The 22874-nt window shown below is 70.3% G+C and carries 27 protein-coding genes and 3 tRNA genes; 12 read left to right on the forward strand and 18 right to left on the reverse strand.

All coding sequences use genetic code 11. The features are described 5' to 3' along the window. Window positions 1–19 precede the first annotated feature (19 nt). Entirely contained in the window at window positions 20–1009 is a 990-nt protein-coding gene (gene hutG / locus HGG74_RS10695; RefSeq protein WP_376766136.1) for a formimidoylglutamase, read from the reverse strand. 135 nt (window positions 1010–1144) lie between these two features. Here hutG and HGG74_RS10700 point away from each other — a divergent pair, with 135 nt between their 5' ends. The 3 genes from HGG74_RS10700 (at window position 1145) to hutH (ending at window position 5308) form a co-directional block, all read left to right on the forward strand. Then, a complete protein-coding gene (locus HGG74_RS10700) occupies window positions 1145–1912 on the forward strand; it encodes an IclR family transcriptional regulator (RefSeq protein WP_168486350.1) in 768 nt (255 codons plus the stop codon). A 147-nt stretch (window positions 1913–2059) separates the two neighbouring features. Next, complete coding sequence (hutU, locus tag HGG74_RS10705) at window positions 2060–3754, forward strand: urocanate hydratase (RefSeq protein ID WP_168486351.1); 1695 nt, start codon at window positions 2060–2062, stop codon at window positions 3752–3754. Then, on the forward strand, window positions 3755–5308 hold the full coding sequence (gene hutH, locus HGG74_RS10710; protein WP_168486352.1) for a histidine ammonia-lyase: 1554 nt from the start codon (window positions 3755–3757) through the stop codon (window positions 5306–5308). A 33-nt stretch (window positions 5309–5341) separates the two neighbouring features. Here hutH and HGG74_RS10715 read toward each other — a convergent pair whose 3' ends face one another. Continuing rightward, entirely contained in the window at window positions 5342–6352 is a 1011-nt protein-coding gene (locus HGG74_RS10715) for a thioesterase domain-containing protein (protein WP_168486353.1), read from the reverse strand. Window positions 6353–6392: 40 nt separating this feature from the next. Further along, window positions 6393–6980 (reverse strand): orotate phosphoribosyltransferase, encoded by a 588-nt coding sequence (gene pyrE / locus HGG74_RS10720; RefSeq protein WP_168486354.1) that lies wholly within the window; start codon window positions 6978–6980, stop codon window positions 6393–6395. A gap of 83 nt (window positions 6981–7063) precedes the next feature. Between pyrE and nadE the strand changes: the two genes are divergently transcribed. From nadE to HGG74_RS10735, 3 genes are read left to right on the forward strand one after another with little or no spacing between them, the layout of a single operon-like run. Beyond that, window positions 7064–7885, forward strand: coding sequence for an NAD(+) synthase (nadE, locus tag HGG74_RS10725; RefSeq protein WP_168486355.1), 822 nt, complete (start codon window positions 7064–7066; stop codon window positions 7883–7885). A gap of 22 nt (window positions 7886–7907) precedes the next feature. Continuing rightward, window positions 7908–8711, forward strand: a complete 804-nt coding sequence (locus tag HGG74_RS10730; RefSeq protein ID WP_168486356.1) for an exodeoxyribonuclease III — start codon at window positions 7908–7910, stop codon at window positions 8709–8711. A 4-nt stretch (window positions 8712–8715) separates the two neighbouring features. Beyond that, window positions 8716–9540 (forward strand): DUF8083 family protein, encoded by an 825-nt coding sequence (locus tag HGG74_RS10735; RefSeq protein ID WP_168486357.1) that lies wholly within the window; start codon window positions 8716–8718, stop codon window positions 9538–9540. Window positions 9541–9561: 21 nt separating this feature from the next. Here the strand turns inward: HGG74_RS10735 and HGG74_RS10740 are convergent, their stop codons facing one another. The 7 genes from HGG74_RS10740 to HGG74_RS10770 all read right to left on the reverse strand — a co-directional run bounded on the left by HGG74_RS10740 (window position 9562) and on the right by HGG74_RS10770 (window position 12790). Continuing rightward, the gene (locus HGG74_RS10740) at window positions 9562–9828 is read right to left on the reverse strand and encodes a DUF1876 domain-containing protein (protein ID WP_168486358.1); all 267 of its coding nucleotides are present in this window, start codon (window positions 9826–9828) and stop codon (window positions 9562–9564) included. A 67-nt stretch (window positions 9829–9895) separates the two neighbouring features. Continuing rightward, entirely contained in the window at window positions 9896–10507 is a 612-nt protein-coding gene (locus HGG74_RS10745; RefSeq protein WP_168486359.1) for a hypothetical protein, read from the reverse strand. After that, complete coding sequence (locus HGG74_RS10750; protein ID WP_312856818.1) at window positions 10504–11127, reverse strand: hypothetical protein; 624 nt, start codon at window positions 11125–11127, stop codon at window positions 10504–10506. The genes HGG74_RS10745 and HGG74_RS10750 overlap by 4 nt, the downstream gene beginning before the upstream one ends. After that, the gene (locus HGG74_RS10755; RefSeq protein ID WP_168486360.1) at window positions 11124–11495 is read right to left on the reverse strand and encodes a hypothetical protein; all 372 of its coding nucleotides are present in this window, start codon (window positions 11493–11495) and stop codon (window positions 11124–11126) included. Before HGG74_RS10755 ends, HGG74_RS10750 begins: the two co-directional genes overlap by 4 nt. Continuing rightward, on the reverse strand, window positions 11492–11683 hold the full coding sequence (locus HGG74_RS10760; protein ID WP_168486361.1) for a DUF2273 domain-containing protein: 192 nt from the start codon (window positions 11681–11683) through the stop codon (window positions 11492–11494). The genes HGG74_RS10755 and HGG74_RS10760 overlap by 4 nt, the downstream gene beginning before the upstream one ends. 19 nt (window positions 11684–11702) lie before the next feature. After that, a complete protein-coding gene (locus HGG74_RS10765) occupies window positions 11703–12110 on the reverse strand; it encodes an Asp23/Gls24 family envelope stress response protein (RefSeq protein ID WP_168486362.1) in 408 nt (135 codons plus the stop codon). 152 nt (window positions 12111–12262) lie between these two features. Next, window positions 12263–12790 (reverse strand): hypothetical protein, encoded by a 528-nt coding sequence (locus tag HGG74_RS10770; protein ID WP_168486363.1) that lies wholly within the window; start codon window positions 12788–12790, stop codon window positions 12263–12265. A 316-nt stretch (window positions 12791–13106) separates the two neighbouring features. Between HGG74_RS10770 and HGG74_RS10775 the strand changes: the two genes are divergently transcribed. Then, window positions 13107–13547, forward strand: coding sequence for a hypothetical protein (locus HGG74_RS10775; RefSeq protein WP_168486364.1), 441 nt, complete (start codon window positions 13107–13109; stop codon window positions 13545–13547). Then, window positions 13544–13963 carry a hypothetical protein gene (locus HGG74_RS10780; RefSeq protein WP_168486365.1) on the forward strand — a complete coding sequence of 140 codons (420 nt, stop codon included), beginning with the start codon at window positions 13544–13546 and terminating at the stop codon, window positions 13961–13963. Before HGG74_RS10775 ends, HGG74_RS10780 begins: the two co-directional genes overlap by 4 nt. Window positions 13964–14068: 105 nt before the next feature. On the opposite strand, the gene HGG74_RS10785 is transcribed toward HGG74_RS10780, so the two are convergent. From HGG74_RS10785 to HGG74_RS10810, 6 genes are all read right to left on the reverse strand, one after another. Continuing rightward, window positions 14069–14144 (reverse strand) — tRNA-Phe (locus tag HGG74_RS10785). 59 nt (window positions 14145–14203) lie between these two features. Further along, a tRNA-Asp gene (locus tag HGG74_RS10790) sits at window positions 14204–14277 on the reverse strand. An 83-nt stretch (window positions 14278–14360) separates the two neighbouring features. Continuing rightward, window positions 14361–14433, reverse strand: a tRNA-Glu gene (locus HGG74_RS10795). A 104-nt stretch (window positions 14434–14537) separates the two neighbouring features. Further along, entirely contained in the window at window positions 14538–15044 is a 507-nt protein-coding gene (lepB, locus tag HGG74_RS10800; protein WP_168486366.1) for a signal peptidase I, read from the reverse strand. Between the two features lie 11 nt (window positions 15045–15055). Beyond that, entirely contained in the window at window positions 15056–16549 is a 1494-nt protein-coding gene (locus tag HGG74_RS10805) for a multicopper oxidase family protein (protein ID WP_246262833.1), read from the reverse strand. Window positions 16550–16731: 182 nt separating this feature from the next. Beyond that, window positions 16732–17265 carry a hypothetical protein gene (locus tag HGG74_RS10810; protein WP_168486368.1) on the reverse strand — a complete coding sequence of 178 codons (534 nt, stop codon included), beginning with the start codon at window positions 17263–17265 and terminating at the stop codon, window positions 16732–16734. A gap of 90 nt (window positions 17266–17355) precedes the next feature. Here HGG74_RS10810 and HGG74_RS10815 point away from each other — a divergent pair, with 90 nt between their 5' ends. Together HGG74_RS10815 and HGG74_RS10820 are read left to right on the forward strand one after the other, a co-directional pair. After that, window positions 17356–17724 (forward strand): metallopeptidase family protein, encoded by a 369-nt coding sequence (locus tag HGG74_RS10815; protein WP_168486473.1) that lies wholly within the window; start codon window positions 17356–17358, stop codon window positions 17722–17724. Window positions 17725–17726: 2 nt separating this feature from the next. Beyond that, window positions 17727–18707, forward strand: a complete 981-nt coding sequence (locus HGG74_RS10820) for a cation diffusion facilitator family transporter (RefSeq protein ID WP_168486369.1) — start codon at window positions 17727–17729, stop codon at window positions 18705–18707. A 6-nt stretch (window positions 18708–18713) separates the two neighbouring features. Here the strand turns inward: HGG74_RS10820 and HGG74_RS10825 are convergent, their stop codons facing one another. Beyond that, on the reverse strand, window positions 18714–19736 hold the full coding sequence (locus tag HGG74_RS10825; RefSeq protein WP_168486370.1) for a universal stress protein: 1023 nt from the start codon (window positions 19734–19736) through the stop codon (window positions 18714–18716). Between the two features lie 196 nt (window positions 19737–19932). On the opposite strand from HGG74_RS10825, the gene HGG74_RS10830 reads away from it, so the two are divergent. Continuing rightward, the gene (locus HGG74_RS10830; protein WP_168486371.1) at window positions 19933–20538 is read left to right on the forward strand and encodes an FAD-binding protein; all 606 of its coding nucleotides are present in this window, start codon (window positions 19933–19935) and stop codon (window positions 20536–20538) included. On the opposite strand, the gene HGG74_RS10835 is transcribed toward HGG74_RS10830, so the two are convergent. Continuing rightward, window positions 20535–21134, reverse strand: coding sequence for a copper resistance CopC family protein (locus HGG74_RS10835; protein ID WP_312856819.1), 600 nt, complete (start codon window positions 21132–21134; stop codon window positions 20535–20537). The genes HGG74_RS10830 and HGG74_RS10835 overlap by 4 nt on opposite strands. Window positions 21135–21207: 73 nt before the next feature. Here HGG74_RS10835 and HGG74_RS10840 point away from each other — a divergent pair, with 73 nt between their 5' ends. Further along, on the forward strand, window positions 21208–22671 hold the full coding sequence (locus HGG74_RS10840) for an NCS2 family permease (protein WP_376766133.1): 1464 nt from the start codon (window positions 21208–21210) through the stop codon (window positions 22669–22671). Window positions 22672–22874 lie beyond the last annotated feature (203 nt).

Here is a 22874-nt window from a genome sequence, read left to right on the forward strand (position 1 = left end):
TGCGTAGGGGGGCGGCCGCTCAGGCCGAGTGCGCAATGGTGGTCAGCAGGCGCGCGGCGCAGCGCGCGGTGGCGCCGTCGACGTCGTACGCCGGGTTAAGTTCGACGACGTCGGCCAGCGCGAGCTTCCCGCTCGCCGCCGCCTGCCGGCAGGCGGCGGCGATGGCCGGGAACGGCACGCCGAAGGCGGCCGGGGCGCTCACGCCCGGGGCCGTCGCCGCCGGCAGCACGTCCAGGTCCACGGTCAGGTAGAGCAGGTCCACCGAATCGATGAACCCGGCCACGAAGCGCTCCACGGCGGCGCCGTCCTGGCACTGCTCGTCGGTGAGGAAGTCGACGCCGAGCCGGGCGGCCGTCTCGAACAGCGCGCGGGTGTTGTTCGGCTCGCTGATGCCGGCGACGGCGTAGCGGAACCCGCGCCCGGCGGCCGCCTCCGCCTCGGCGATCTGCAGGAACGGCGTCCCGGAGCTGGGGCGGGCATCCCGGCGCAGGTCGAAGTGCGCATCCAGGTTCAGGATGCCCAGCCGCCTGCCCTCCAAAAGCCCGGACCCGGCCAGGCCCAGGTAGCTGGCATAGGCGGTTTCATGGCCGCCGCCGAGCACCAGCACCAGCCGGCTCGCCGGCAGCAGGGCGGCGATCTTCTCCCCCAGCGCCTCCTGGCCGGCCTCGAGGCCGAAGCCGTTGACCGCCACGTCCCCGGCGTCGTGGACGGCAAAGCCGGCGTGCAGCGCCAGCGGGGCCAGCGCCTGGCGGATCGCCGCCGGGGCATGCCGGGCGCCGGGGCGGCCCTGGTTGCGCCGGACCCCCTCGTCGCTGCGGAAGCCCGCGATCGAGACCAGGTCCGCCGGCACCGGGTCGTCAAAGGCCCGGCCGGCGGCCGGATGCGGCCCGGCCGCCGGGACGGCGTTGTGCCAGCGGCGGTGCTCAGGCGACGGGCCGTCGTTGCGTCCGGTCCAGGCCGGGTGCGCGGGAGCTGGCGGGGCGAGCTGCGGGGACATGGATGAGTGCATCTGCATGGGAACTTTTCTGTGACGTGAATTACCTGCCCCAGCAACACAACCGCATCGGCGCCTTGCCGGTGTGCCAGAATTTGGGGAAAGGGTCTGGGATCCCGGACAAAGCCGACTCCCCGAGGGAGGGAACCGATGCCCGCCTCCAAGGTGCCTGCAGCCGAGAGCACGCTGCGGATCCTGCGCTTTATGGCCTCGCGCCGCGGCCCGGTCTCGGCCACGGCCATCGCCACCGCCCTCGGGCTGCCGCGGTCCAGCGTCTACCACCTGCTGGCGGTGATGCAGGAGAACGGCTTTGTGCTGCACCTGCCGCAGGAGCGGGTCTACGGACTGGGCATTGCCGCGTTCGAGCTCAGCTCCGCCTACAGCCGGCAGGAGCCGCTGGCCCGGCTGGGCCGGCCGCTGCTGGCCGGGCTGGTGGACCGGGTGGGCGAGAGCGCGCATCTGGCCGTGCTGCACGGGCGCGACGTGCTCTACCTGGTGGAGGAACGGGCCAAGAACCGCCCGTCGCTGGTCACCGACGTCGGGGTGCGGCTGCCGGCGCACCTGACCGCCAGCGGCCGGGCCATCCTGGCCGCGCTGCCGGCCTCGCAGCTGCGCGCGCTCTTCCCGGACAAGTCGGCATTCATCGTCAGGCAGCCGGACCCGGCCATCACCGGCTACGCGCAGCTGAAGTCCCATCTGGAGCAGGTCCGCCAGCGCGGCTACGCCACCGAGGAAGGGGACGTCACGGCCGGGTTCGGCTCGCTCGCGGTGGCGGCACTGGACCACGTCGGCTGGCCGGCGGCCTCGGTCGCAGTCACCTTCCTGAGCCACCGCGTCGGGGCCGAACAGCGCGAGGCGCTGCTGGCCGAACTGCGCTCGGTGGCCGCGGAGGTCTCGCACCGCATCTACGGCACCTGACAGGTAGGTTGTCTGGGATTCCGGACAGAACCGCACCAAAGGGCGGTGCGCCGGGGGTGCGGCGGCTGTTTCATAGATGCAGAGGTTGTGAGCCGTGCCACGCACGGACCCCGCGACAGTCCACGACGGAAAAGTAAGGAACGCGAAATGGTCGAGAACTTCACCCAGCACGACCCGTCCCGCAGCATCCGGGCGCCGCGCGGCACCAGGCTGCGTGCCAGGAGCTGGCAGACCGAGGCCCCGCTGCGCATGCTGATGAACAACCTGGATCCGGAGGTCGCCGAGCGGCCCGAGGACCTGGTGGTGTACGGCGGCACCGGCCGCGCGGCCCGCTCCTGGGAGGCCTACGACGCGATCGTGCGCACCCTGGAGACCTTGGAGGAGGACGAGACGCTGCTGGTCCAGTCCGGCAAGCCGGTCGGAGTCTTCCGCACCAACAAGTGGGCCCCGCGCGTGCTGATCGCCAACTCCAACCTGGTCGGGGACTGGGCGACCTGGCCGGAGTTCCGCAGGCTCGAGGCCGAGGGCCTGATGATGTACGGGCAGATGACCGCCGGGTCCTGGATCTACATCGGCACCCAGGGCATCCTGCAGGGCACCTACGAGACCTTCGCCGCCGTCGCCGCCAAGCGCTTTGACGGCTCCCTGGCCGGCACGCTGACCCTGACCGGCGGCTGCGGCGGCATGGGCGGGGCCCAGCCGCTGGCCGTGACCCTGAACGGCGGCGCCTGCCTGATTGTCGACGTCGACGAGTCCCGGCTGCGCCGGCGCGCCTCCAAGCGCTACCTGGACACGGTCGAGACCGACCTGGACGCCGCCCTCGCCAAGGTGCTCGCGGCCAAGGCCGAAAAGCGCCCGCTGTCGGTGGGCGTGGTGGGCAATGCCGCCGAAGTCTTCCCGGAGATCCTGCGCCGGCACCAGGCCGGGGAGCTGACCGTCGACGTTGTCACCGACCAGACCTCCGCCCACGACCCGCTGAGCTACCTGCCCGAGGGCGTCGCGTTCGAGCACTGGCGCGCCGAGGCCGAGGCGGACCCGGTGGGCTTCACCAAGAAGGCCCAGGCCTCCATGGCCCGCCACGTGCAGGCGATGGTCGAGTTCCAGGACGCCGGCGCCGAGGTCTTCGACTACGGCAACTCGATCCGCGACGAGGCCCGCAAGGGCGGCTGCGAGCGCGCCTTCGAGTTCCCCGGCTTCGTCCCGGCCTACATCCGCCCGCTCTTCTGCGAGGGCCTGGGCCCGTTCCGCTGGGTGGCCCTGTCCGGGGACCCGGAGGACATCCGCGTCACCGACGAGGCGATCAAGGAACTCTTCCCCCAGAACGAGCACCTGCACCGCTGGATCGACGCCGCCCAGGAACACGTCGAGTTCGAGGGCCTGCCGGCGCGGATCTGCTGGCTCGGCTACGGCGAACGCCACCAGGCAGGCCTGCTGTTCAACCAGCTGGTGGCCGAGGGCAAGGTCTCCGCGCCGATCGTGATCGGCCGCGACCACCTGGACTCCGGCTCGGTGGCCTCCCCGTACCGCGAGACCGAGGCCATGGCCGACGGCTCCGACGCGATCGCGGACTGGCCGCTGCTGAACGCGCTGACCGCCGCCTCCTCCGGGGCGACCTGGGTCTCCATCCACCACGGCGGCGGCGTGGGCATTGGCCGCTCCATCCACGCCGGCCAGGTCTCGGTCGCCGACGGCACCGAACTGGCAGCGGCCAAGCTCACCGCCCTGCTCACCAACGACCCGGGCATGGGCGTGATCCGCCACGCGGACGCCGGCTACCCCCGGGCCCTCGAAGTGGCCGCCGAACGCGGCGTCCGCATCCCGATGAACGAAGGACAGAAGTAAATGACGACGGCGCAGCTTGCCACAGTGGTCCTGGGCACCTCCGGCGCCACGGCCGACGATGTCATCGCCGTGGCGCGCCACGGCGCCCGCGTGGAGCTCTCGGCCGAGGCCCGCGAGGAGGTGGCCCGGGTCCGGGCCCACGTGGACGCCCTGGCCGGTTCAGCAACGCCGGTCTACGGCATCTCCACCGGCTTCGGTGCACTGGCCACCAGGCACGTGCCCGCCGACTACCGCACGCAGCTGCAGAAGTCCCTGATCCGCTCGCATGCCGCCGGCATGGGCCCGGCGGTGGAGCGCGAAGTGGTCCGCGCGCTGATGTTCCTGCGGGCCAAGACCCTGGCCTCGGGCCGCACCGGGATCCGTCCCGAGGTGCTGGAGACCATGCTCGCCCTGCTCAACGCCGGCATCACCCCGGTGGTGCACGAATACGGCTCGCTGGGCTGCTCCGGGGACCTGGCCCCGCTCTCGCACTGTGCCCTGGTGCTCATGGGCGAGGGCCGGGCCACCGGCCCGGACGGGGCCGAACGCCCGGTGCCCGAGCTGCTGGCCGAGGCCGGGATCGAACCGGTGGTGCTGGCGGAAAAGGAAGGTCTTGCCCTGGTCAACGGCACCGACGGCATGCTCGGCCAGCTGGTCATGGCCATCGCCGACCTGCGCGAGCTGCTCACGGCCGCGGACATCACCGCGGCCATGAGCGTGGAGGCGCTGCTGGGCACCGACCAGGTCTTCCGGCCCGAGCTGCACGCGCCGCTGCGCCCGCACCCGGGCCAGGCCGCCAGCGCGGACACCATGCTGCGCGTGCTGGCGCACTCCCCGATTGTGGCCTCGCACCGCGAAGGCGACACCCGGGTCCAGGATGCCTACTCGCTGCGCTGTGCCCCGCAGGTGGCCGGCGCCGCCCGGGACACCGTGGAGTACGCGGCCACCGTCGCCGGCCGCGAGCTGGCCGCCGCCATCGACAACCCGGTGGTGCTGCCCGACGGCACGGTGACCTCCAACGGCAACTTCCACGGTGCCCCGGTGGCCTACGTGCTGGACTTCCTGGCCATCGTGGCCGCGGACGTGGCCTCCATTGCCGAGCGCCGCACGGATCGGCTGCTGGATCCGGCCCGCTCGCACGGGCTGCCGCCGTTCCTGGCCGACGATCCGGGCGTGGACTCCGGCCTGATGATCGCCCAGTACACCCAGGCCGGGCTGGTCTCGGAGAACAAGCGCCTGGCCGTCCCCGCCAGCGTGGACTCGATCCCGAGCTCGGCCATGCAGGAGGACCACGTCTCGATGGGCTGGCACGCGGCCCGCAAGCTGCGCACCGCCGTCGGCAACCTGCGCCGGGTGCTGGCCGTCGAGTACGTCGCCGCCGCCCGCGGCATCGAACTGCGCGCCCCGCTGCAGCCGGGGCCGGCCACCGGTGCCGCCCTGGCGGCGCTGCGCACGCGGGTGGCCGGGGCCGGACCGGACCGCTTCCTGGCTCCGGAACTGGCCGCCGCGGAGGAGCTCATCGCCGACGGCACGCTGCGCACCGCCGTCGAAGGCGCCACCGGCCCGCTGGGCTAGGCACCGGGAGTCCTCCGCCGGCCCGCGTCCAGTTCAGACGGGCCGGCGGAGGCCGCCGAAGAACGGCACCGGGAAATGGGCGTCCTCGACCTGCTGGATCAGCGGCTGGTAGATGGCGGGGTTCCACTGCGGGCTGGCGTGGGCCGGCAGTGCCCCGGCCGTCACCAGCTCGTTGGTGAGGAAGTTGTCCTTGAAGTTGACCAGCCAGCTGCGGCGGGCGGTGCCGTAGTTGACCGTCTTGTCCGCCGGGTTGCCCATCCAGGCGATCTTCGTGGAGCCCATGTCCGGGGCGAAGCCGCGGCCCTCGAAATGGTAGATGTACGCCGACTGGGACTGGATCAGCCGGCTGGAGACGGCCAGCGGGGACAGCTGCGCCATGCTCTGCTCGATCACCGTCCGCCAGCTGCGCTCGTGCTTGTTCACGATCCGTTCCCCCAGCTCGTAGCCCCCGCGCAGCACGGTGGGCACCTGATAGCCGGCCTCGTAGGCAAAGACCACGCCCTCGAACATCGTCCTGTCGATCACATCGAAGCGGCTGTACGGGGTGCAGTCCATCAGGATCAGCTCCACCGGGTACCCCTTGGCCTGCAGCCGCGCGGTCATTTCCACCGCGACCATTCCGCCGAAGCTGTGGCCGTAGAAATACAGCCGGTTCAGGTCGTTCTGCTCGATATGCCGCTGCAGCACCTCGGCCAGGTGGGCCAGGTCCAGCCCGCGGTTGGAGTAGCCGGCCATGGCCAGCTGCCCGCGCCGGGTCAGGGCAGGACGCAGCGAATTCAGGATCCACAGGCCCTCTTCCCAGCTGGTCTTGTACCCGGGGAAGAGCACCCAGCTGCTGCGCGGGAACCGGCGGCGCGCGGCCTCGTCCTCGAGCACCAGGATGCGCGGGTCCGAGCGTTCGGCCTGCAGCCTGCGGGTGACCAGCAGGTCCGCGCTGGTGGCCAGGCCGAAACCGGCAGCGATCAGGAAGCTGCGCCGGGAGACCTGGTGCAGCCCGCTGGCCAGGCGCAGCCGGTGGACGGCTTCTTTGTCCGGAAACTCCATGTCGCTGCGGCGGGCCGGCTAGGCCGGCCGGCCGGATTCCTTAGTCGAGGCCCAGTTCGTCCTTGCCGAAGGCGAAGAGGTAGGGGACGGACGCCTCCTGCTCAATGCGCTCCTTGGCCCCGGTGTTCCGGTCCACGATCACGGCCACCGCCTTGACCTGGCCGCCGGCATTGCGCACGCCCTCGATGGCGGCCAGTGCCGAGCCGCCGGTGGTGGAGGTGTCCTCCAGCACGACGACGGGGCGGCCGGCCACGTCCGGGCCTTCCACCTGCCGGCCCATCCCGTAGGACTTCTGCGCCTTGCGCACCACGAAAGCATCCACGGCCCGGCCGGCGTCGGCCGCCGCGTGCATCAGTGCCGTAGCCACCGGGTCGGCACCCATGGTCAGCCCGCCGGCGGCCTCGAAGCCGATGCCTGCCTCGTCGAGCATGGCCAGCATGACCCGGCCGACCAGGCGTGAGGCCTCGTGGTGCAGGGTGACCCGGCGCAGGTCGATGTAGTAGTCCGCCTCGGCGCCGCTGGAGAGGATCACCTTCCCGCGCACGACGGCGAGGTCCTTGATCAGTTCGAGCAGGCGGGCCCGGTCGGCGGCCAGGTCAGGGGTCTGCGGCACAGAAGTCTGGGTCATGGATTCCAGTCTACGCACGGCTGGCTGGCCGGGCAGAACGCCGGGAAACGATCCGGAAACGCGCCGGTAGTACGCTTAGCCACATGCGCGAACTACAGGCGACCATCATCGAAGAAATGGGCGTGAAGCCTGCCATCGACCCCGCCGAGGAAGTCGCCAAGCGGGTGGCATTCCTCAAGGACTACCTCAGGGCCACCGGTACCAGGGGCTTCGTGCTGGGCATCAGCGGAGGGCTGGACTCCACCCTGGCCGGCCGGCTGGCACAGCTGGCCGTGGAGGACCTGGCGGCCGAAGGCATCGAGGCGGACTTCGTGGCGGTGCGCCTGCCCTACCGCGTCCAGCACGACGAGGCGGACGCCCAGGCTGCCCTCGAGTTCATCCGGCCCAAGAGCACCTGGACGTTCAATATCGCCTCGGCCGTGGACGGCTTCGAGGGCGAGTTCGCCGCGAGCACCGGCCGGGAGCTCTCGGACTTCGGCAAGGGCAATGTCAAGGCCCGATCCCGGATGGTCGCCCAGTACGCCCTGGCCGGGGAGCACAACTACCTGGTGATCGGCACCGACCACGGCGCCGAGTCCGTTACCGGGTTCTTTACCAAGTACGGCGACGGCGGGGCCGACATCCTGCCGCTGTTCGGCCTGAACAAGCGGCAGAACCGGCAGCTGCTGGCCTGGCTTGGTGCGCACGACAAGCTGCACGGCAAGGTCCCCACCGCTGACCTGCTCGACGACAAGCCCGGGCGCACGGACGAGGACGAGCTGGGCCTGAAATACGACGACATCGACGACTACCTCGAAGGGCGCCAGGTGCCGGACGAGGTGGCCGCGGCCATCGAGCAGAAGTACCTGCGCACCCGCCACAAGCGCGCCGTTCCGGTGAGCATCTTCGACAAATGGTGGCACTGAAGTTTTCGGTAACGTAGGCACTGTGAAGATTGCTACCTGGAATGTGAACTCCATCCGTGCCCGCGCCGACCGGGTCGAGGCCTGGCTGCAGCGTTCCGACGTCGATGTGCTGGCCATCCAGGAGACCAAGACCAAGGACGAGAACTTTCCCTGGGACCTGTTCGAAAAGAACGACTACGAGGTGGCGCACTTTGGCCTGAACCAGTGGAACGGCGTCGCCATCGCCTCCCGCGTGGGGCTCGAGGACGTCGAACGCACCTTCGCCGGCCAGCCTGCCTTCGGCAAGAACGGGCTGAACCCCGTTCCGGAGGCGCGCGCCATCGGCGCCACCTGCGGCGGGATGCGCATCTGGAGCCTGTACGTGCCCAACGGCCGGGCGCTGGACGACGAGCACATGCCGTACAAGCTCAAGTGGCTGGACACGCTCAAGGACCAGGCCAGCTCCTGGCTGGCCGGGGACCCGCAGGCGCAGATCGCGCTGATGGGCGACTGGAACATCGCCCCGCAGGATGAGGATGTCTGGGACATCGACTACTTCATCCGCGAGCGCCTGACCCATGTCAGCGAACCGGAGCGGGCCGCCTTCCGGGCCTTTGAAGCGGCGGGTTTCGCCGACGTCGTCCGCCCGCACCATCCCGGTCCCGGGGTCTACACCTACTGGGACTACACCCAGCTGCGCTTCCCGAAGCGGGAAGGCATGCGGATCGACTTCGTCCTGGCGTCCCCGGCCCTGGCGGCCCGGGTCACCGGGGCGGTGATCGACCGGGAGGAGCGCAAGGGCAAGGGGGCCTCGGACCACGCACCGGTGATCGTGGAACTGGACTAGGCCCATGGGGTTTCCGTACGTCTCCTTCCTGCGGGTGTTCGAGCCGCTGGACGCTTTCGACGACCAGCAGCAGATGCTCATCCTGGCCCAGCGCGGCCGGGACCGGGAGGCGACGGAACAGCTGGACCGCAGTGAATCGCTGCGGCGGATCACCCGGACGGTCTCGGACCCGTTCCCGCACGACGGTGAAGACATCGTCCGCGTGCTGAACTACCCCTCCCCGGAGGGGCTGGACACCCCGTACTACTGCCCGAACCAGCTGGCGGTCCGCAGCACGCTGGCCGCCGAGTCGCTCTCCCACAGCCTGCGCAACCCGCTGCTGGGGCTGCTGGTCCCCGATGCCGCGCGCGTGGCCCAGCAGGAGCGGCTGGACCCGGACAGCTTCGCCGAGTCGCTGTCCAAGCTGCACACCCGCAGCGCCACCTGGGGCATCCCCTTCGGGTGGTTCGTGCTGTTCCGCGAGGATGACCGGATCGAGGTGGTCGGGGACGGCCAGGGCATCGAAACGGTGCGGCTGGCCGCACCGATCTCCCAGTGCATCGACCGGGCGCGCTATGCCGCCGCCTCGCTGGCCATCGCCGCCCCCGGCCTGGACCTGCTCGAGGAGCTGACCGAAATCACCGAGTGGCTGGAGACCTTCTCGCTCAGATCGATCGTGGAACTGGACTACGGCGAGGTCGCGCACCTGGTCTTCCCGGACGAGTCCCCCACGGACGTGCGGGCGGGCATCGAATGCCTGGTCGAAGGGGATATGACCGGCGCGGCAGCGGCCTACCGCCGGCTGGCCACGCGCTGGATCAAGATCCGCCAGCTCGCCCGCGCGTCCTGACCGGCTGCCTGCGCTGCCGGGCTAGGCGCTCAGGTGCGGCGGCTTCTTGGTGACCCTCTCGATGTCGGCCGCGGTGGCCTCGATCAGCTGGTGCGCCAGATCCGCCAGGGCCCGGGCGGCCGAGAGCTCGTCGCCGATCTCGGGGACATCCGAGTCCGCCGGATTCAGCCTGGCCAGCCCGGTCCCGGTCAGTCCGGGACGGCCTTCGGCCTGAAGCCGCGCCGTGGCCCGTGTTTGGTTTTCGTGTTCGTCGATGACGATCTCCACCGACCAGCTTTTCTCCTGCATGGCGGCCGCCTCCTCGAATCAAGACCACGATGGCAGGCCTGCGGCAGCACGTCAAGGCCGGTGGAATTCAGTGCACGCGGTCGGCGCGGACCAGCCGGGCACGCGCCCCGGACCCGATGCTGACCACCACCGGCGGATGGATTCCGACCACCAGGTCCAGCGCCTCCACCAGGTCCATGACCTCCCCGGCCACCGCCTGCGGCGAGGCTCCCTGCCGGGGCAGCACCCGCACGTGCAGCCCCGGTACGCCGCGGTATTCGTAGGCAGCCACCGCGGCGTGCACGATGTCGGGGCGCTCCTGCAGCGCCGCCTTGAGCGGCTGCTCGGCCACCGCGGCGCTGAGCGAGACGATCCCGGGGGTACCGTCGCCGTCGCCGTCCACCGCCAGGGTGCCAACGCGGCCGCGCCCCTGCAGCGCCGCCCAGGCCAGCAGCAGCAGGATCAGCACCAGCAGCATTACGGCAGCGACGGCCCACAGCCAGCTCACCGGCTGGCCGGGCAGCGTGGTGGCCGCGAGCAGCCGGCCCAGCCTCTCCCCGGCCCCGGCCGTGGCCCGCTGCCACCAGCCGGACGCCCCGGGAAACAGGGCCAGCGCCACGGCCAGCCCGCCCAGGAGCATCAGGGCCAGGCCGAGCACGGCCAGGATCACGCGGTTGAGGGCGCGCGGTGTCTGGTTCACTGCCCCACCACCCCGGAGGAGGACACCCGCACCCGCACCGGCGGCACCGGGTCGATCCCGGTGCGCAGCAGTTCGTCCTCCACCGCTGCCTGCACGTCCGCGGCGCTGACCGGGATCCCGGAGGTGGGCCGCAGCTGCACCTGGATCAGGGAACGGGAGATGGTGACCAGGACCTGTTCCCGGCCCACGTTTGCCGCCGCCCGGGCCCGCCGCGCCAGGGCGGCGGCAATCACCTGGTTGTCGACGACGACGACGCCGCGGCTGCTGGGCAGCAGATGGCGGTGCAGGCGGCCCGGCAGCACCCCCTGCAGGAAGAAGTACAGCCCGGCCAGCAGCAGCAGGGTCCCGGAGGCGCCCAGGACCAGCGGGCTGGCATTGCCCGGCAGCCGGTGCAGCCAGGCGGCGAAGTCCGCCGGGTCCAGCAGCCACGACGGGTGGCCGAGGGCCTGGAGCACGGCTTCCAGCAGCACGTACAGGCACAGGGCCGCCAGGGCGAACGCGGCGACGACCGAGGCTGCTGCGCGCGAGCTGTGCAGCTCGCGCCGGGCCAGGCTGCTGCGGAAACCATCCGGCGCCGCGGCCCTGCCGGTACCGGCGGTGCCGTTCCTCAGCTGGGTCACCGCACCCGGCCTCCTTCCTGGATCCGCGCCCCGGTCACCCGGATGTCCACGCGGCTGAGCGCCGACCCGCTGATCCGCGCGATCCGCTCCAGGATTTCACTTTTGGCTGCCTGCACCCGGTCCCGCACGGAGCCGTTGAATCCGGCCACCAGGCGCGGGTCGGCCAGGACCCGGTCCAGCGACGGGATCCCGACGGGCAGCGACAGCGACAGCGCGAGCGAGCCGTTGTCGTCCCGCCAGGTGGCGCGGACCAGTTCCGGGGAGATGCCGATCACCTCCGCGGCCACGCCCTGGGCCGTGGTGGTCAGCGCCTGGGTGCTCACGCGCGTGTGGCCGGCCAGGGTCCGGCCGGGATGCCGGACGCTCATGAGGAGGAACGCCGCCCGGTCAGCGCGTCCCGGATGCCGCGCAGGTCGAGCTTGCCCTCGGCGGCCCGGCCGCACAGTGCCCCGGCGGCCAGGAACAGGACCATCAGCAGGAAACCCCAGAACCGGTACGTCAGCGTCGCCCAGGCCAGGACCGCCCCGACGGCCATGCCCGCTACGGTGTAGTTCATCCTTGCCTCGCTTCCGCCCTCAGTGCAGCTTCTCCGCTGCCCGGGGCTCGGGCAGTCCCGGCAGGTGGACGTCGCTGATCTCCACGTTGACCTCGATGACCTCCAGGCCCACCAGCTCCTCGACGGCCCGGTAGACGGCGGCCCTGACCCGCGCGGCCAGCTCCTGCAGCGGTTCGCCGTAGACGGCCACGAGGTTGATGTCCACGGCCACCTGGGTCTGGCCGACCTCCACGCGCACGCCCTGGCCCAGGTCGGATCCGCCCACCGCGTCCCGCAGCGCGCTCAGTGCCCGGGGGCCGCCGGTGCCGAGCGCGTAGACACCCTGTACGGAGCGGGCAGCGATCGCGGCCACCTTGGCCACGGCAGTCTCGGCAATGACGGTGCGGCCGGGCGCCTGCACCGCACCCGGTCCAGCGGTTTCTTCCATCTCAGCCCCCGAATCGGCACGTCACACTGGGTTTCCTGGTGCCAGCCTAGCGCTTCACGCCTTCCCCCCGCTCGCCAGCTCGCGGCGGGTCCCAAGAGAGCAGGCAGGGTCCCCGTGCGCGAAGCGTACGGGGCGGGGGCGAACGGTCCTGCTCAGCTATTGCAATTGGCTGCCAGCCAGTCGCGGATCGGCTCCACCGCCTCGAGCAGGGCCTCCTCGTCGAACTCTTCCTCATCCTCGTTCTCGGCCAGCACCTCTTCGAGATGCGCGAAATCTTCTTTCAACGCCTTGGGCACCTGGTGCCGGGTCCTGGACACCTGGGCCTTGAGCTCGGCCAGCTCCTCCTCGTCCACCTCGGTCAGGAAGCTCAGCGGGGCCAGCAGCAGCACCGCCACATTGGCCGCCACGCCCAGGCAGGCCTCGCGCTGGCCAGCGAAGCTGCCCCAGCGGGCGGTCCTGCGCCCGGGAGAGAGGAAGGAGGCGTCCGGGCCGGCGGTCCCGGTGCCGGGTGCCGGCTCCTCCGGAGTACCCGGCCGGGTGGTTCCCGGGGCCGGGACGGTGGCCGCAGGCGCGGAGGCAGTGCCTGTCCCCGGCCCGGAACCGGACGGCGTCAGGCTGCAGGAGGCAAGCAAAAGGACCGCCGCTGCGGCTGCGGCGGCCAACCGGAAACAGACCTGCACCGCGCTCCCTTCACCTTTCCCGGCCATCCCGGGCCCTGAGCTTATTCCAGCGTATACCTGCTGGTCAGGGGCAGACAGGCGGAAAAGGCAAAAGAAACCTCCGAACTCTCCACGAGTTTCAGCGGCGGCGGCTCCGACCTGGCAGTGGCCAGCCTGGCTTGAGATTATCTTGGGGGCGCCTTGTCCGCCGGCATCGCCGGTGACACACTACTTGCCGGGACACGCCCCACTGCTAGCAGGTCCCGGCAAGGCCAGAAGAAGACCACGAGCGTTCATGGAGGGCCCTCCGCCCTCCGGCCCGGCGCCGCAATGAGCGGTGAACAAGGCAGAAAGCTCGGTGCTTGTCCTGGGTCTTGGGCTGCTGATCGCCTATACGGGACCGGATGTGGCCATCATTCCGGCCTATTACGGGGTCATGTTCCTGCTGGCGGTGGCGCTGCTGGGCCGGCAGGGCGATTTGCCTGCACCGCGGACCTACAGCCCGACTTTGACCGATGTGTTTGACGACCCGGTCCGCTCTGCCAGCCTCCTGCTGCTCACGGGGTACTACCCGGCCCTGCCGTGGATGGCCTATATCTGTGCCGGCCTGGCCATCGGACGGCTCAACCTCTCGTCCCGGCGCACGGCGGTCTGGCTGCTGGCCGGCGGCGTCCTGCTCGCCACCGCGGCGTGGGCTGTCTCAGCGGCCCTGCTCGAGGCGGGGGCGGCTTTGGCCGGCTCGTTGCCTCTTCCCCGGAGCTCGACGCCGGTGACGTGAGCGGGATTCTCATTTACGGCCCGGACCCCGGCTTCCTGGGCGGGTCCTGGTGGTGGCTGGCAGTCGTCGCGCCGTATTCGTCGATGCCGCTGGTGCTGTTCCACACCATCGGCACGTCCGCGGCGGTCCTTGGCCTCATACTGCTGCTGGGCAGGGCCTTTGATCCGATTATCCATGTGCCCGCGCCGGCCGGCAGCATGACCCTGACCCTGTATTCGGCCCATCTGCTGTTCATGGCCTCCGGAATCCTCAAGGACAGGCCCTTTGCCTCCCTCGCCGTCCAGGCCGGCGCGGCAGTCACGTTCGCGGTGGTCTGGCGCAGCTTGATCGGGAAGGGTCCGCTGGAAAGCGCCTTGGGCGCGGTCTCCGGCAAGGTCCGCAGCCGGGTCGGATCCTCCAGGCCCAGCCGGCACTGAAACCAGACCGTGTGGGGCTTTGTGGGGCGCTACGTCTGTTCGTCCGGCCGGTTAAGAAAAAGAAGGCCCTCCCGGGGCGTTGTGCCTTGCGGGAGGGCCTTTCAGTGGTGGCTCCGACCGGCGTCGATCCGGTGACCTTTCGATTTTCAGTCGAACGCTCTACCAACTGAGCTACAGAGCCATGGGAACATCTGGTGATGATCACCGTTGTCCCTCCGGAAGTCCTCCGGAAGGACACAGCGACCCTGACGGGACTTGAACCCGCGACCTCCGCCGTGACAGGGCGGCGCGCTAACCAACTGCGCTACAGGGCCTTGCTTTGCACGAGAACCTATCCTATCAGGCTTTTCGGGAGCTTTTGACCACTCCTTCCGGCCCGGGAACAGATTCCCTTGCGTACCCCCAACGGGATTCGAACCCGTGCCGCCGCCGTGAAAGGGCGGTGTCCTAGGCCGCTAGACGATGGGGGCCTTGTTCGCTTCGGGTTTGATCCGCTGCGGACTCATAAAACTATAGGGCCTCCGCCGGAAAAATCCAAAACGGCACTCCGGCCCCTTGTTTCCAGGGGTTTCCGCTAGCGGGGCACGCCGATGACCGTCCCGCCAATCAGCTCCAGCGGCACCGGGCCGTAGTCCCGCGAGTCGATGGAACGCTCGCGGTTGTCGCCCATGACGAACACCGTGCCGGCCGGCACGAAGGTGCGCGGATAGTAGGTGCCGTCGATCGTGGCCGGATCCACGAAGGGCTCCTCCACCGGGACCGAATCCACGTACAGCACGGCGTCGCGGACCTCGACCCGCTGCCCGCCGGCGGCCACCACGCGCTTGACCACACGCGTTCCGTCCACCGGGGAGGTGAAGACCACCAGGTCCCCGGGGCCGACCCCGGCCAGCACCGGCCCCGGCTTGAAGACGAAGACCAGGCCGCCCGCCGCCAGCGTCGGTTCCATGCTGTCCGAGGCCACGGCCACCGGCTCCAGGACCCAGAGCCGGAGGGCCAGCAGGCCCAGGAGCAGCGCGGCAGCGGCCGGCAGGGCGGTCCGGCCCCGCCGCCGGAGGCGGTGGGCGGGACGCCGTGCCATGGCCGGCGGGCCTAGTCGGTGTCCGGATCCGGCTGGCAGGGTGCTGCGCTGATCGGATCGTGCTCGTCAGGGTCGTCCTCGCCCAGGCCGACCCGGAACTGGATCATCATCGAATGGTCCTCGTGCGGCAGGTTGTGGCAGTGGACCATGTAGCGGCCCTTGTGCGGGCCGAATTTCATGGCCAGCTCCACCTTTTCGCCCTCGCCGACGTAGACCACGTCCTTGGGGCCCCGCTCATAGGGGAACGGGGCCTTGCCGTTGCGGCTGAGGATCTTGAAGTCGACCAGGTGGATGTGCATCGGGTGGAACCAGCCGCCGGACTTGTTCTCGAACTCCCAGACCTCCACGGCCCCCAGCCGCGGGTCGGCGCTGGCCAACTTGAAGTTGCTGGCGATCACGTCTTCCCAGGTGACCTCGTTGATTGTCCAGGGCTTGCCCACGTCGGCGCGCTGGACCCGGAAGGAGCGCTTCTCCTCCGCATCCCCGCGCGTCAGCTGCATCACTTCGCTGCCCGCCAGCGTGCCGGGGATCTGGTTCCACTTCGGGTCCAGCTTCATGGCGCTTTCGCTGGGCGGTGCGACGACGTCGAAGGCCATGATCTTGTTCGTATGGTCGTAGTCGCGGTTGTTCGGGTTGGACAGGTTCCGCAGCTCGATGCGCTGGCCCGGCCGGTACTTGCTGAAATCGATCAGCACCTCGTACCGTTCGGCCGGGCCGTGCCGCCAATTGCGCACCGACTGGGTCGCCGGCATCAGGCCGCCGTCGGTGGCCACGATGTGGACCGCATCCCCGGTGCTCAGCGTCGGGCGGTACGAGCGCGAGATCGAGGCGTTGAGGATGCGGAAGCGGTAGACCCGGGGCTGGACCTTCATCACCGGCCAGGGCCGGCCGTTGACCAGGATCACATCCCCCCACAGGCCCGAACGGTCGCGGTCGTCGTAGCCAAGGCTGCCGTCGGAGGCAAACATCGCGTCGCTGATCACCAGCGGAACATCGAAGGCCCCCTGCGGCAGCAGTTCCCGCTCCACCGGATCATGCATCAGGTACAGGCCGGCGAGCCCGGAGTACACGTTCTGGGCCGTGAAGTGGACGCCGTGGTCGTGGTACCAGAGCGTGCGGGCCGGCTGGAAGTTCGGGTAGTGGTAGTCCTTGTAGAACCCGGCAGGGGTCACGTCGCTGGCGTAGCCGTCGTATTCGGGCAGCGTGGCCGAGCCGTGCAGGTGCGTGGACGTGGCCATCAGGTAGCCGAGCTTCGGATGGTTCTTCGGCAGCTGGTTGCGCACCTTCACCACCGCGCGCGTACCCTGCTCCAGCTCGATGGTGGGGCCGGGGAAGAGCCCGTTGTAGCCCAGGATGCTGGTCTTCTTCCGGGGCAGGATCTGGGCATCGGCCTGCCGCATGGTGATCCGGTAGTGGTTGACGGTGGCGCCGTCCGCATCCACCGAGGTGGACGCCGGCCTGAGCGGGGCCGGCCGGTAGAACGCGGCCGCATAGGGCCTGGGCATGTCCCGGGAACCGAGCTGGCTCGCGGACTTTGCCGAAACGGTCGATATCGGCACTGTCACCAGGCCGGCACCGACCAGTCCGAGACCTCCCAGGCCTCCCAGCTTCAACAAATCCCGCCTGCTTACTGACATTTCGAGCCACCCTCCCTAAAGATGACTGGTGTTACATGACATCGGGGCGCTCAATTGCCGCTGTGATGCTCTTTGCCCAGCGACAGCCGCGTGCCCGCCGGGCCTTCCAGGACCAGGGCGATGGCCTGGTCCGGCAGCTCGAAAACCATGGTGGCCCCCACGGAGTCGCCCCGTTCCAAGGTGGTGGGCCCCGGCGAAGCCCACAGCGGATGGGGCCGGCCGGAGCCGAGCCCGTCCACCACGAAGGCACCGGGGTCCAGTTCCAGTCCGCCGGGCTCGATGGCCGTGAACTGGACCTGGACCCGCACCCGGTGGGCGCCTTCCTGCACCTGCTGCTGGAGGGAAGCCGCGGGAGAAGGCGGTTCCCATCCATCCGATTCCACCGGGATGATGCCGGTGATGACTGCTATTCCGCCCGGCACCTCGGCCGGAGCGCCGAGCTGGGTGCTCGGCCTGGCCTGGGCGGTCATGAACAGGTAGCCGAACCCGGCCGCGAGGATGCACAGCATCACCAGCGGAATGACCACCAGCCGGCGACGCCGGCCCGGCACGGGGCGGGTTTCCTGCTCCGGAAGAACTAACATGGCGACAAATTTCGCACCGCCAGCTTGGAGAAAACCTAGCTTCTCCAAGCTGGCGGACAGGCCGGTAAAGTCGGATACGTGCCGGTGGAAATGTCAGTGCGGGAATTCGAGGACGCTGTCAATGAAGCGATTGACCGCATCCCCGAAGAGCTTGCCCGCCAGATGGCCACCATGGCGAACGTCGCCGTGGTCGTCGAGGACGAATACCTGCCGCGTCCCGGGGATGACCCGGGGCTGGAACTGCTGGGCCTGTACGAGGGGATCCCGCTGACCGAGCGCGGTTCCTGGTGGGACGCCGGCTCCCTGCCGGACCGGATCTCCCTGTTCCGCGGTCCCATCCTGCGGGCCTGCAGCAGCCGCGAGGAAGTGGTCCACGAGATCAAGGTGACCGTGGTTCACGAGGTGGCCCACTACTTCGGCATCGACGATGTCCGCCTGCACGAACTGGGGTGGGGGTGAGGATGGGACACAGCCACGTCCGCTCCCCCGGACGCAACCGGGGCCATAGTCATAGGCACGGCCACGGACACGGACACGGCCTGACCGGCCCGGGCACCGCCACCGGCAGGCACCGGCGCAGGCTCTTCTGGGTGGTGGGCATCACCCTGGCCGTGGTGGCGGTCCAGGTGGCCGGCGCCATCCTGTCCGGGTCGCTGGCGCTGCTGGCCGACGCCGGCCACATGCTTTCCGACGCCGCGGGCGTGTCCATCGCGCTGCTCGCGGCCTGGATCGCCACCCGGCCGGCCTCGGACCGGCGCACCTACGGCTACCAGCGGGCCGAGGTCCTGGCGGCCCTGGCCAACGCCGCGCTGCTGGTGGTAATCGCCGTCGTCATTTTCCTGGAGGCGCTGCGCCGCTTCAATGCCGTGCCGCAGATCCACACCGGGACCATGCTCCTGGCCGCCGTCCTGGGCGCGGCCGCGAACCTGGTGTGCCTGCTGATCCTGCGCGGGGGCCAGGCCGAGAGCCTGAACGTGCGCGGCGCCTACCTGGAGGTGCTCGGGGACCTGCTCGGCTCGCTGGCAGTGATTGCGGCCGCCGTGGTGATCACGCTGACCGGTTTCCGCCAGGCGGACGCCATCGCCTCCATCCTGATCGCAGTGATGATCCTGCCGCGGGCCTGGAGCCTGCTGCGCGACGTGGTGAATGTGCTGCTCGAAGCCACGCCGAAGGGTGTGGACGTGGCCTCGGTGCGCGAGCATATCCAGGCCGCCGCGGGCGTGGTGGACGTGCACGATATCCACATCTGGACCATCACCTCCGGCGTCCCGGTGTTCTCTGCCCATGTGGTGGTCGAGGACGAGGCGCTCAATGCGGACGGGCTGGACCGGGTCCTGGACCGGCTTTCCAGCTGCCTGGGGGACCATTTCGACACCGCGCACTGCACGTTCCAGGTGGAGCCGGCCTCGCACGCGGTCCACGAGACCCGGCACCACGACTGAAAACCCTCAGGCCTGGTCCTCCGGCATCGGGCCGAAGTTCTTCCGGTCCTCCAGGCGCGGGTCCTTGGTATCCGGGACCACCATTACCGGGCCCTTGGCATGGTGCAGCACGCCCTGGCTGGTGGATCCGAGCAGCATGCCCGCGAAGCCGCCGCGGCCGCGGGTGCCCAGCACCACCAGCTCGGCGGTACGGGTCGCATCGATCAGCAGCTCGATGGGCGAACCCTCCAGCACCTCGCCGGTGACCGGCAGGCCCGGGAAATGGCTCTGGAGCCAGGCCACGCCGGCGTCCAGCTGCTCCTTGATGTCCGCATAGAGTGCGTCCCGGTCAAGCGGCGCCGGCACCCAGGCCAGCGAGCCGGTAAACGGCGGCAGCGCGCAGACCACCTTCAGCGGGTAGCCCCAGCGCTCGGCCTGCTCGGCCGCGGCCAGCATGGCCGACCGGGCCTGCTCCGAGCCGTCCACGCCCACCACGACCACCTTCTCCACCTCCTGGGGGCCCACCGGAGGCTGCTTCTTGCTGCGCGGGACCTCCAGGTCCGTCTGGCCCAGACGCGGCGCGCAGGCCAGCGGCACGGTCACGGTGGGGCACTTGGCGTGCGCCGGTACCGCGCTGCTGACGGAGCCAAGCAGCCGCCCCACGAAGCCGCCCCGGCCACGGGTGCCCACCACCAGCAGTTCCGCTTCCTCGGACAGGTCCAGCAGCACCCCGGCGGCGTCCCCGGTTTCGACGGCGGGATGGACGTCGATCCCGTAGCCGGCGATCCTGGCCACCGCCTGCTCCAGCACGGCCTCGGCGCCTTCGCGGATCACCTGGTCATCGAGGGTAGCGTAGCCGGCGTCCATGCTCGATGCGGCGAAGACCGGGATGGTGTAGGCGGTAATCACATGCAGCGGCGTCCTGCGGGCCGCAGCTTCCCGGGCAGCCCACGTCAACGCGCACAGGCTCTGGTCCGAGCCGTCCACGCCGGCCACGATGCCGTGCCGGCCGGCACCTGCCCGGGCACCCCCGGCTGATGCTTCTGTCATGGCTAACCCTCCCTTGACCTGCGGTTCCGGCATCATCGCCGGTAACCTCAGAATACTCCGCGGGCACGCCCGCGCTGCAGACCTTCTCCGCCGACCGAAAGTTCTGTAGGCTGCGAGGACGCGCTGGCCGGGGACTCCCCGGCCAGCGGGTTGTGACCGGGGCCCGCAGGTCCCCGCCCGTACCGTCCGAGGAGGCATGTTGGTGCCGGTATCCGCCGAGGGATTGCCTGCCGAATCCACCACCACGGTGGTGATCGGGGCCGGGCTGCCCGGCCTGGCCGTCGCCAGCGAACTGTCCCGGCGCGGGGTCCGGCCGATTGTGGTCGAAGGGCTCGGCGGTGCCCGTCCCCCCGCGGCCCCGCCGTGCAGCATCATGACCGACCCGGTTTCGCTGACCGAACGCAGCGAGCTGCTGCGCCTGCTGCAGGGATACGCCGCCAGCCGCTGCCTGGACGTCCGCCGCAGCACCTTCGCCCGGCAGGTCAGCCTGGTACCCGGGATCGGCATGCCGGTGCCGGAATCCGGGCCGGAGGGGGCCCGCCGCCAGTGGCGGATCCAGACCGACCGCTCGGTGCTGCTGGCCGACACCGTGGTGCTGACCGGTTGCCCGCAGAGCCAGATACGCCGCTTCCTGCGGGGCCTGGGCCTGCGCCTCGGCGCCGACATCGCGGCCACGCTGCGGAACCTCGGCCTGTACCTGGTGGGCATGGCAGGGCTGCTGACGCCGACCACCCGGGAGATCGTGCGCGAGGCCAAAATGGTCGGCGGCGCGATCGCCGGCGGCCGGCCGTGGCCGGCCTAGCCCTGCTGCCGGCCGCCGCCCAGCCGCCGTCGGGCCGTGACGGCGATAATGACAGCGAGGACCACCAGGACCGCTGCCATGCCGATGACGCTCCATGGCACCGCCGGCTCATCCGGGGCCGCGGCGGCCGGGGCCCCGGTCGCGGTCTCGATCGGTTCCGGCAGGCCCGCCGTCGGCTGCGCGGACGCCGCCGGGGTCCCCTGGCCGCCGGCAGTGACAGTGAAGCCGAACGACCCCTCGATCGGATGCGAGTCCGAGGAGGCCACGCGCCACAGGACGGTGTACCCGCCCGCCGGGGCGCCCGGCTTGATCCGCTGGGTGGCCCTCCGGTCCGTGATGACCACGTCCCCGTCCGCCCAGTCCGTTCCCGCGCTGTCCTGGATCCGGACCTCGGAACCCAGCCCGATCGGCACGTTGCTGAACGTGAGCACCAGCTCACCGGGCATTGCCTCCAGCTCGGCGCCGTCGGCAGGCGCGCTCGAGACCAGCTCGTCATGGGCCTGGGCGGCGGACGGGACCAGGAGGGCACCGGCCAGCAGCAGGACCGTAGTGATGAACCTGACGAGGACGGCAAGGGCATGCGGAGGCTTTTTCACCCCTCCAGCCTACGTCGAGGCGCTAGGATGCATTCGAATCCCCACACTCCAAACCGTCTCGGAGGACATTCCCATGCCCGATAAGGGAACCGCACTGGCCAAACGCGGCACGGTGCGGGGCAAGCTGGACAGTTATTTCGAAATCACCAAGCGGGGGTCCACCTACTCGCGCGAGATCCGCGGCGGCCTGGCCACGTTCTTCGCCATGAGCTACATCGTGGTGCTGAACCCGCTGATCCTCAGCGGGGCCGATGCCAGCGGCGCCGAACTCGGCGGCGCGCGGGTTGCCGCCGTGACCGCCCTGGTCGCCGGCGTGCTGACCATCATTATGGGCGCCTGGGCGCGCTACCCCTTCGCCCTCGCCACCGGCCTGGGCGTGAACGCCTTCGTCGCCGTCACCGTGGCCAGCAACCCGGAGCTGACCTGGCCGGATGTGATGGGCCTGGTGGTCCTCTCCGGCATCACGATGCTGATCCTGGTCCTCACCGGCTTCCGCACGGCCGTGTTCCGGGCCGTGCCGGCCAGCCTCAAAACAGCCATCGTGGTGGGCATCGGCCTGTTCATCGCGCTCATCGGCCTGGTCAACGCCGGCTTCGTCCGGCGCATCCCGGACGTCGCCGGCACCACCGTCCCGGTGGGCCTGGGCTTCGAGGGCAAGCTGGTCGGCTGGCCGACGCTGGTCTTCATCGTCGGCCTGATCCTGACCATTGCCCTGGTGGTGCGCAAGGTCAGGGGCGCCATCCTGATCGGCATCGCGGCCTCCACCGTGCTGGCGCTGATCGTCGAGGCCGTGGCGCGGCCCGGGTCCCAGGGAGCGGGGGATCCGGCCGGCTGGTCGCTGGTCACCCCGAGCCTGCCGGCCTGGAGCGCGCCGGACCTGAGCCTGCTGGGCCAGGTCAATGTCTTCGGTGCCTTCGGCGAGCTCGGCGTCATGGGCGCCTCCCTGCTGGCCTTCGCCATCCTGCTGAGCATTTTCTTCGACGCCATGGGCACCATGGTGGGCCTGGCCAACGAGGCCGGGCTGACGGACGAGGAAGGCAACATCCCGCACGTGGACCGCGTCCTGCTGGTGGACGCCGCCGGCGCCATCGCCGGCGGCGCGGCCTCGGTGTCCTCCAACCAGATCTACGTCGAATCCGGCGCAGGCATCGGCGAAGGGGCCCGCACCGGCCTGGCCAGCATCGTCACCGGCCTGCTGTTCATTGTCGCGATGTTCTTCACCCCGCTGATCTACCTGGTGCCGTTCGAGGCCGTGGCCCCGGCCCTGGTCGTCGTCGGCTTCATGATGGTGGCGCAGGTGGGCAGAATCGACTGGGCTGACTGGGGCGTGGCCATCCCGGCCTTCCTGACCTTCTCGCTGATGCCGTTCACCTACTCCATTGCCAACGGCCTGGGTGCCGGCTTCATCGCCTATGTGGTGATCCGCAGCGTCCAGGGCCGGGTGAAGGACATCCATCCGCTGATGTGGGCCGTGGCCGCCGCCTTCGTCATCTTCTTCGGTATCGGCCCGATCGAGCAGCTCGCCGGCCTCTCCTGACTCCGGCAGCACCTGCCGCCCTCAGTGGTGAAACGTTAAAACCAGGATGCCGGGCGCTTGGCCTAACTTGGGGGGATTAGGCGAGCAGCACCCGGCATCCGGCGCCGGACCGGGGTCCGGCCGAGCAGTCCGCGATCGCTCCAGCCACCATCCATAGTGTCGAAGCTTGCAGTTCGCCAGGACTGCCTCCGCAGCCGGCCGGA

It is taken from the genome of Arthrobacter mobilis (genome assembly GCF_012395835.1).
Classification (GTDB): Bacteria; Actinomycetota; Actinomycetes; order Actinomycetales; family Micrococcaceae; genus Crystallibacter; species Crystallibacter mobilis.

Excerpts from the sequence above, each read along its gene's own strand:
- HGG74_RS10840 (WP_376766133.1), top strand. The coding sequence starts at position 21,208 with ATGCCCGATAAGGGAACCGCACTGGCCAAACGCGGCACGGTGCGGGGC.
- HGG74_RS10755 (WP_168486360.1), bottom strand. The coding sequence starts at position 11,495 with ATGAGCGTCCGGCATCCCGGCCGGACCCTGGCCGGCCACACGCGCGTG.
- HGG74_RS10735 (WP_168486357.1), top strand. The coding sequence starts at position 8,716 with ATGGGGTTTCCGTACGTCTCCTTCCTGCGGGTGTTCGAGCCGCTGGAC.
- HGG74_RS10700 (WP_168486350.1), top strand. The coding sequence starts at position 1,145 with ATGCCCGCCTCCAAGGTGCCTGCAGCCGAGAGCACGCTGCGGATCCTG.
- HGG74_RS10810 (WP_168486368.1), bottom strand. The coding sequence starts at position 17,265 with ATGTTAGTTCTTCCGGAGCAGGAAACCCGCCCCGTGCCGGGCCGGCGT.
- nadE (WP_168486355.1), top strand. The coding sequence starts at position 7,064 with ATGCGCGAACTACAGGCGACCATCATCGAAGAAATGGGCGTGAAGCCT.
- HGG74_RS10815 (WP_168486473.1), top strand. The coding sequence starts at position 17,356 with ATGTCAGTGCGGGAATTCGAGGACGCTGTCAATGAAGCGATTGACCGC.
- lepB (WP_168486366.1), bottom strand. The coding sequence starts at position 15,044 with ATGGCACGGCGTCCCGCCCACCGCCTCCGGCGGCGGGGCCGGACCGCC.
- hutG (WP_376766136.1), bottom strand. The coding sequence starts at position 1,009 with ATGCACTCATCCATGTCCCCGCAGCTCGCCCCGCCAGCTCCCGCGCAC.
- pyrE (WP_168486354.1), bottom strand. The coding sequence starts at position 6,980 with ATGACCCAGACTTCTGTGCCGCAGACCCCTGACCTGGCCGCCGACCGG.
- HGG74_RS10830 (WP_168486371.1), top strand. The coding sequence starts at position 19,933 with ATGTTGGTGCCGGTATCCGCCGAGGGATTGCCTGCCGAATCCACCACC.
- hutU (WP_168486351.1), top strand. The coding sequence starts at position 2,060 with ATGGTCGAGAACTTCACCCAGCACGACCCGTCCCGCAGCATCCGGGCG.
- HGG74_RS10715 (WP_168486353.1), bottom strand. The coding sequence starts at position 6,352 with ATGGAGTTTCCGGACAAAGAAGCCGTCCACCGGCTGCGCCTGGCCAGC.
- HGG74_RS10820 (WP_168486369.1), top strand. The coding sequence starts at position 17,727 with ATGGGACACAGCCACGTCCGCTCCCCCGGACGCAACCGGGGCCATAGT.
- hutH (WP_168486352.1), top strand. The coding sequence starts at position 3,755 with ATGACGACGGCGCAGCTTGCCACAGTGGTCCTGGGCACCTCCGGCGCC.
- HGG74_RS10765 (WP_168486362.1), bottom strand. The coding sequence starts at position 12,110 with ATGGAAGAAACCGCTGGACCGGGTGCGGTGCAGGCGCCCGGCCGCACC.
- HGG74_RS10805 (WP_246262833.1), bottom strand. The coding sequence starts at position 16,549 with ATGCCCAGGCCCTATGCGGCCGCGTTCTACCGGCCGGCCCCGCTCAGG.
- HGG74_RS10740 (WP_168486358.1), bottom strand. The coding sequence starts at position 9,828 with ATGCAGGAGAAAAGCTGGTCGGTGGAGATCGTCATCGACGAACACGAA.
- HGG74_RS10760 (WP_168486361.1), bottom strand. The coding sequence starts at position 11,683 with ATGAACTACACCGTAGCGGGCATGGCCGTCGGGGCGGTCCTGGCCTGG.
- HGG74_RS10825 (WP_168486370.1), bottom strand. The coding sequence starts at position 19,736 with ATGACAGAAGCATCAGCCGGGGGTGCCCGGGCAGGTGCCGGCCGGCAC.